Origin of the sequence: Acinetobacter sp. UBA3025 (genome assembly GCF_002367915.1) — a bacterium.
Lineage (GTDB): Bacteria > Pseudomonadota > Gammaproteobacteria > Pseudomonadales > Moraxellaceae > Acinetobacter.
In genome coordinates, this window is record NZ_DFDO01000171.1 from 3,241 (window position 1) to 8,978 (window position 5,738).

A 5,738-nucleotide genomic window follows, 5' to 3' on the forward strand; every position below is an offset into this window, starting at 1 on the left:
TCATTTTGAAATTATAGGACTGAATAAACCTTATAGGCTAGGTTTGTGCAACAAAGCCCTGTGTATCTGATATTTATGCATCTTTCAATTTCTGAAGATACTATTCATCCAATATCCGCTGTTTTCGATTGAGAACAGCATTCAAAATCACAGCACAAAAAGCCGTTAGCAAAATTGGGCTGTTTAACAGAGGTGAAAGATAAGATGGTAGTTGTGAGAAAATAGTAGGTGAGAATACAGGCAACATACCTATGCCGGCACTGACTGCAATGATGTAGAGATTATTCACATTTTGAAAGTCGACACGCTGCAGTACTTTGATACCATTAGATGTCACCATCCCAAACATAAACAATGCGGCTCCACCTAGAACACATGAGGGTATAGACGCAACAAAGTAAGCTATTTTAGGAAATAGACCTAAAAGGATTAAAAACACACCAGCTAAAGCACATACACTGCGATTCTTAACACCTGTGATCGCTAGCAAACCGATGTTCTGAGCATAGGATGTATACGGGAAGATATTAAAAATCCCACCAATCATTGTGCCAAGGCTGTCAGCTCTAAAACCGCGAGTCAATTTTTCCTGATCCACCTCTTCTTCAACAATTTCACCTACAGCCATGAACATCCCAGCTGTTTCAATGAAAATAACCAGCATGACTACGCACATAGTCAAGACAGCCCAAAAGTTAAACTCTGGAATACCGAAGTGAAATGGCATCACCCAACCTAACCATGGGCTTTCATCTATCTTGTCTAAAGAGATGAGGCCAGAAAATGCAGCGATGATATAACCAATTCCCATCCCGATTAGAACTGAAATGTTGCCCAAAAAGCCTTTAACATAACGGCTGATGATAATAATGCTTAATAGAACACAGGCAGCGATAGATAAGTACAATGGATTTCCAAAGTCTTTTACCCCATATCCGCCAGCGGACCATGTGCCTGCAATACCAATGAGAGATAGACCAATCACAAGAATTTGAGTTCCTGTCACCACAGGAGGGAAGAATCGTATTAACTTTCCAATAAATGGTGAAATCAGGAAGCCAAAGATCCCTGCGATAATGATTGCCCCAAATACACTTAGTAGTCCCATATCTGGATTAGTCCCAATTGCAATCATTGGGCCTACTGCAGTAAAGGTAACTCCCATCATAATGGGAAAGCGAATACCTACATTTTTAAAACCAATAGTTTGAATGAGGGTGGCAATGCCACAAACAAATAGATCTGCAGTAATTAAGAAAGCAATTTCTGCAGTGCTTAACCCTAAAGCTCCTCCAACAATTAGGGGAATTGAAACAGCACCTGCATACATTACCAAGACGTGCTGGATACTGAGAAAAATCATGGAGCTTGGTTTTAAGTTATTGGCTGTGATTGTGTTAGTCATATATGTTTTTCTCCTTCAGCCTAAAAGGTATATTTGACGATGAAACTAGTAGCATTTTGATTAGTTTTAAAATATGGAGTGTCTTCGATTAAGAATTTGTTTTTCCAATAGTCGTATTCAATACCTGCTGCTAATTTTTTTGGGCTTAAGCCTAGATGAGGGCTAAGGTCATATTTGATTTGTGGGTTAAAGTGAAAGTCGGAAGAGTTATTACCTTTGGAATTGACTACCCAATCAATGTATCCATCAAAAATGATTGATGATTTAAGAAATGGGACGGTATATGACCAGGAAGGAGTGATTTGCCATTGTCCACTTGGGGTGTTTCCATCGTCTGGAATGCGATAGTAAAAATTAAGGGTGAAATAATCAAAGCCTTTGATATCTAGGTCAAAACCTGGACCAACTAAATAAGTCCACATATCGTCATAGCCAGGCTGATCTTGAATACTTAAGTCAAAACTCGTAGCTATTAGGACATCTTTCACTGGCCCAAAGCTCAAATTCGTATTGGTTAGTTTTCCTATTGAAAAGCGTGGGGCTATTTCTGTATAGACCGCATTATGGCCTTGGGAAGCTGTCTTTTCGCCATCAAACCAATAAGTGTCGACGAATAGATAAAGATCTCCCCATTTCCAATTACTAGCATGTTCGAAGGTAATGGTTTCATGTGTATCTGGTTCAACTTCAAAACCTTTACCGTAAAGTGCAGAAATACTATTGGATTGCCAATTTAACCATGATTCCTCAGCAAAAGAATAAGTGCTTATTAAACATGTGCTTAAAAATAGATAGGGCGCATTTTTTTTTCATATAATTGTTTCCGATATTCAAACTTCAGCACGATGTTTGTAGGTTGCACTAAAACGTGATTGCAAATATTCCATACTAGTAATTGGTAAGTACTTAGGTGGATTGGATTCGCTGTAACAGTTAGGTAGGCAACGGATTACAGTTTTTGGACTAGGTTGTATGAAAAATGGAAATGAGAATCTTTGTTTTCCTTTAGGACTCGAAACGCGATGAGGTGTCGATTTATAGAGATCATTTGACCATCGTGCCATCATATCTCCGATGTTGATTACATAGGTGTTAGGTATAGGAGGAGCATCGATCCAATTACCATTTACATCCTGAACTTGTAATCCACCTACTTCATCCTGAGCCAAAATAGTTACACACCCATAATCAGTATGTGTTCCCGCATTAAAACCTTGAGAGTCTGTATTGTCTAAGGTAGGCGGATAATGAATTAACCGGAGAAAACATAGGCTGTCTTGCAGACAATGATCAAAATAATTTTGCGGAAGACCAATGGCATGAGACATGGCATTAAGCAATATTTTTGCTAAATCCACCATTTCATCAAAATACTCTTCTGTAGCTACTTTCCACCCTTCAATATTTGGATAAACATTTGGTCCCCTTAGAGGTTCTTGATTAATGACTTCGGGATGATTAGCTTCTAAATGGACACCCATGTCATATATTTCTTTAAAGTCTTCAGGTAAGTCAGGGTTCAGTTGTTCTACTCCTAATGCACCATATCCTCTATGTGCAATTTTATTCTTTTGAATATCTATTTCTAATTTCTCTTGTAGAGGCTTACTAAAAAACTCTTTAGCTAAACTTTGAACTTCTGCAAGGTGATTCGGTTTATAACCACTGATATAGAAGAATCCCCATTCACGACATGCTTGGTCAATTTGGTTGCATATATCTGCATAATCAGGATGGTTAACGTCATAAAGAGGTGCAATGTCGATAACTGGTAATTTTTTCATGGGAAACTCCTTATTATTAGATATATGTTTTTTTGAACATGTTACGATAATGCTGTTCAACACTGATTGGTGGATATAGCGGTTCTGAGTTTTCCTCCAAACACTCTCGAATGCATTCAATCTGATACTGGTGATTACCGCTGTAGAAGAATGGAACAGAATATCGTTCCCCACCTGAGATGTTGATGACGCGATGGAGGGTGGATCTATATGTATTGTTCGTCCACATAGAGATTAGGTCACCTAGGTTAACGACATAACTATCTTCAATAGGCTCTGCCCAAATCCATTGGTTTGTTGACTGATCCCATACTTGTAAACCACGATTATGGTCTTGAAGTAATAGAGTAAGCCCGCCGAAATCAGTATGTGCCCCGCAACCTTTTTCATTTGGTTGAGCATTAGCTGGTTGAGGGGGATAGTGTAATAAGCGTAAAGTGACTAAATCTGCATCCTTACAAAACTCTGTGAAATAGTCAGCTTCCAAGTTTAGAGATAATGCAATAGCACGCATGAGTCGTTCAGAGACTTTAATCAATTCAACTTGATATTCCTCCATTACCTCTTTAAATCCATCAATATCTGGCCATTGGTTTGGGCCTTGGTTAAAAGCTTTATGGATGACAAAAGGATCTGAAGGTGAGCGTTCCTTCCCGATATAAAAGCCTTCCTTTATATCAGGCGGAGAATTAGGTTCAAGTGTTTGTGCTCTTAATGATTCATAGCCTCTATTTGCTTCAGAAAGCTCTTTGGACCACTGCTTTTTCTGTTCTGGGGGAAGACTAAAAAATAATTTGGAATATTCAAAAACCTTATCTTGTAATGCTTTAGAAACTCCATGTCCGGTAATGTAAAAAAAACCTTTATCTAAGCATGCTTTCCGAATATGTGAGGCAATGTTTTGGTGCGTTTGTATGTCATTATCCAAAAGTCCAGAAATATCGATGATGGGTATAGAGGTAATGTTTTGATTGTTTTCCAGCGCAGTCATGTAGCAATCTCTCAAAAATAATGTTTTCTTTTTTTATAAAATAATCATGAGACCGCATAGCAATGAATATCGAGCAAGCTGATGCCAAAAAGAGAGCTATTCTTAATTAATTAAATAAAAACAATTGCTTAAACTTTTTTAAATGAGTGGTGATGCTAAAAAAGCAACGGGATGCACTGAAAATAATGCTTTAGGTCCAAAAAATGGCTGCTACTTAATGGCAAGTTTTTTGCTTCTATTTCAATAGCTCATTCAAATTTATAAATGAATTTGGACTTTAAAGTTGGAATAGGATGTGATGTTAAAATGAGTACACGTGGTCTTCGCTTTCACTCAGCAGCAATTCATTATTTTGATGCTGTACGCCGGTGCGGTTCAATCAGGGAAGCAGCCAGACAATTAAATGTCGTGTCTTCCGCTGTAAATAGGCAAATTTTAAAACTCGAAGATGAAATTGGAGCACCATTATTCAATCGGGTGCCTTCGGGTATGGTGCTTACTCATGCAGGTGAGTTGTTTTCAAGACATATTAGTTTAGTACTGAGAGATACTAAGCGATTGCAGAATGAATTGGATGCACTGAAAGGGCTTTATAAAGGTCATGTTGAAATTGCGAGTGTTGAAACACTAGCGATTAATTTACTGCCAGAGATTATTGAAAAATTCCAGGTCAAATATCCTAATGTAACTGTAGGGGTTACAATTTTAGGCTCAAAAGATATCCCTAATGAAATCATTGAAAATCGGGTGGATCTAGGCTTGGCTTTTGCCTTGCCAAAGCATAATGATTTGCATCAAATAGCAATATCCCATTTTAAATTAGGTGCAATTGTATCGACTGACCATCCGCTGGCTTCTCAAAAGACGGTGTCATTCCATCAATGCCTCGACTATGACGTGATCATGCCAAAACCTAATTTGTCTATTTATCAACAGTTAGCGCCATTATTTGCGGGTGCACAACATGCTATTCCAAATTTTAAAATGCAAACGAGTTCTTTGGAATTAATGAAACAGTTAATACTCAGGAATAAGGGAATTGGTTTTCAGACATTCTTTGGGTTGGAAAATGAAATAATTAATAATCGCCTTCGCTATATTCCGCTTAATGATAACAATGGTATCTACTGTGATTTAGGTCTGTATGCACGTAAAGGTCATTATCTTTCTACAGCAACAGACGCTCTCTCCAGGCTTATTACAGATGAAATCCTACAAAGAGGCGAAGCTGGACAATAAACATAACCTGAAAAGTACAACTAAAAAGCTAAGCCCTTATCGAAATCCCTCAATAAAGGCTTAGCTTTGTTTATTTTGGATAAGCAGCATCCACGCCTTTAACGAAATAATTCATACTCATCAATTGCGTATTTGAGAGATGTTTACCTTTTCCCAAAAGTAATGTTCCATCTTGTTTGTAAAGTGGTCCACTAAACACAATATATTGACCGTTACGAATTTTATCTCGGACTGCCAAAACCTTCATTTTTTCATTGTTAGAGACCATTGGACCAAAACCTGCTATATCGATGGCACCTTCCTTGACACCATACCATGT

At 37.9% G+C, this 5,738-nt stretch carries 6 protein-coding genes; 1 reads left to right on the forward strand and 5 read right to left on the reverse strand.

The window, feature by feature from the left end:
- Nucleotides 1-100: 100 nt before the first annotated feature.
- From B4J23_RS07190 to B4J23_RS07205, 4 genes are read right to left on the reverse strand one after another with little or no spacing between them, the layout of a single operon-like run.
- Nucleotides 101-1,405 carry a nucleobase:cation symporter-2 family protein gene (locus B4J23_RS07190; RefSeq protein ID WP_000185581.1) on the reverse strand — a complete coding sequence of 435 codons (1,305 nt, stop codon included), beginning with the start codon at nucleotides 1,403-1,405 and terminating at the stop codon, nucleotides 101-103.
- Nucleotides 1,406-1,425: 20 nt separating this feature from the next.
- Entirely contained in the window at nucleotides 1,426-2,175 is a 750-nt protein-coding gene (locus B4J23_RS07195) for an outer membrane protein OmpK (RefSeq protein WP_262438191.1), read from the reverse strand.
- A 60-nt stretch (nucleotides 2,176-2,235) separates the two neighbouring features.
- Complete coding sequence (locus B4J23_RS07200) at nucleotides 2,236-3,189, reverse strand: isopenicillin N synthase family dioxygenase (protein ID WP_000735995.1); 954 nt, start codon at nucleotides 3,187-3,189, stop codon at nucleotides 2,236-2,238.
- 16 nt (nucleotides 3,190-3,205) lie between these two features.
- Complete coding sequence (locus B4J23_RS07205) at nucleotides 3,206-4,180, reverse strand: isopenicillin N synthase family dioxygenase (protein ID WP_000125683.1); 975 nt, start codon at nucleotides 4,178-4,180, stop codon at nucleotides 3,206-3,208.
- Nucleotides 4,181-4,486: 306 nt separating this feature from the next.
- Here B4J23_RS07205 and B4J23_RS07210 point away from each other — a divergent pair, with 306 nt between their 5' ends.
- Entirely contained in the window at nucleotides 4,487-5,419 is a 933-nt protein-coding gene (locus B4J23_RS07210) for a LysR family transcriptional regulator (RefSeq protein ID WP_291359639.1), read from the forward strand.
- A 70-nt stretch (nucleotides 5,420-5,489) separates the two neighbouring features.
- Here the strand turns inward: B4J23_RS07210 and B4J23_RS07215 are convergent.
- The coding region (locus B4J23_RS07215) for a hypothetical protein (RefSeq protein WP_291359642.1) at nucleotides 5,490-5,738 on the reverse strand (249 nt) is incomplete at its 5' end.

Bases quoted from the DNA above. Each gene is read 5' to 3' on its own strand.
- B4J23_RS07190 (WP_000185581.1), bottom strand. From the start codon at position 1,405: ATGACTAACACAATCACAGCCAATAACTTAAAACCAAGCTCCATGATT.
- B4J23_RS07200 (WP_000735995.1), bottom strand. From the start codon at position 3,189: ATGAAAAAATTACCAGTTATCGACATTGCACCTCTTTATGACGTTAAC.
- B4J23_RS07205 (WP_000125683.1), bottom strand. From the start codon at position 4,180: ATGACTGCGCTGGAAAACAATCAAAACATTACCTCTATACCCATCATC.
- B4J23_RS07210 (WP_291359639.1), top strand. From the start codon at position 4,487: ATGAGTACACGTGGTCTTCGCTTTCACTCAGCAGCAATTCATTATTTT.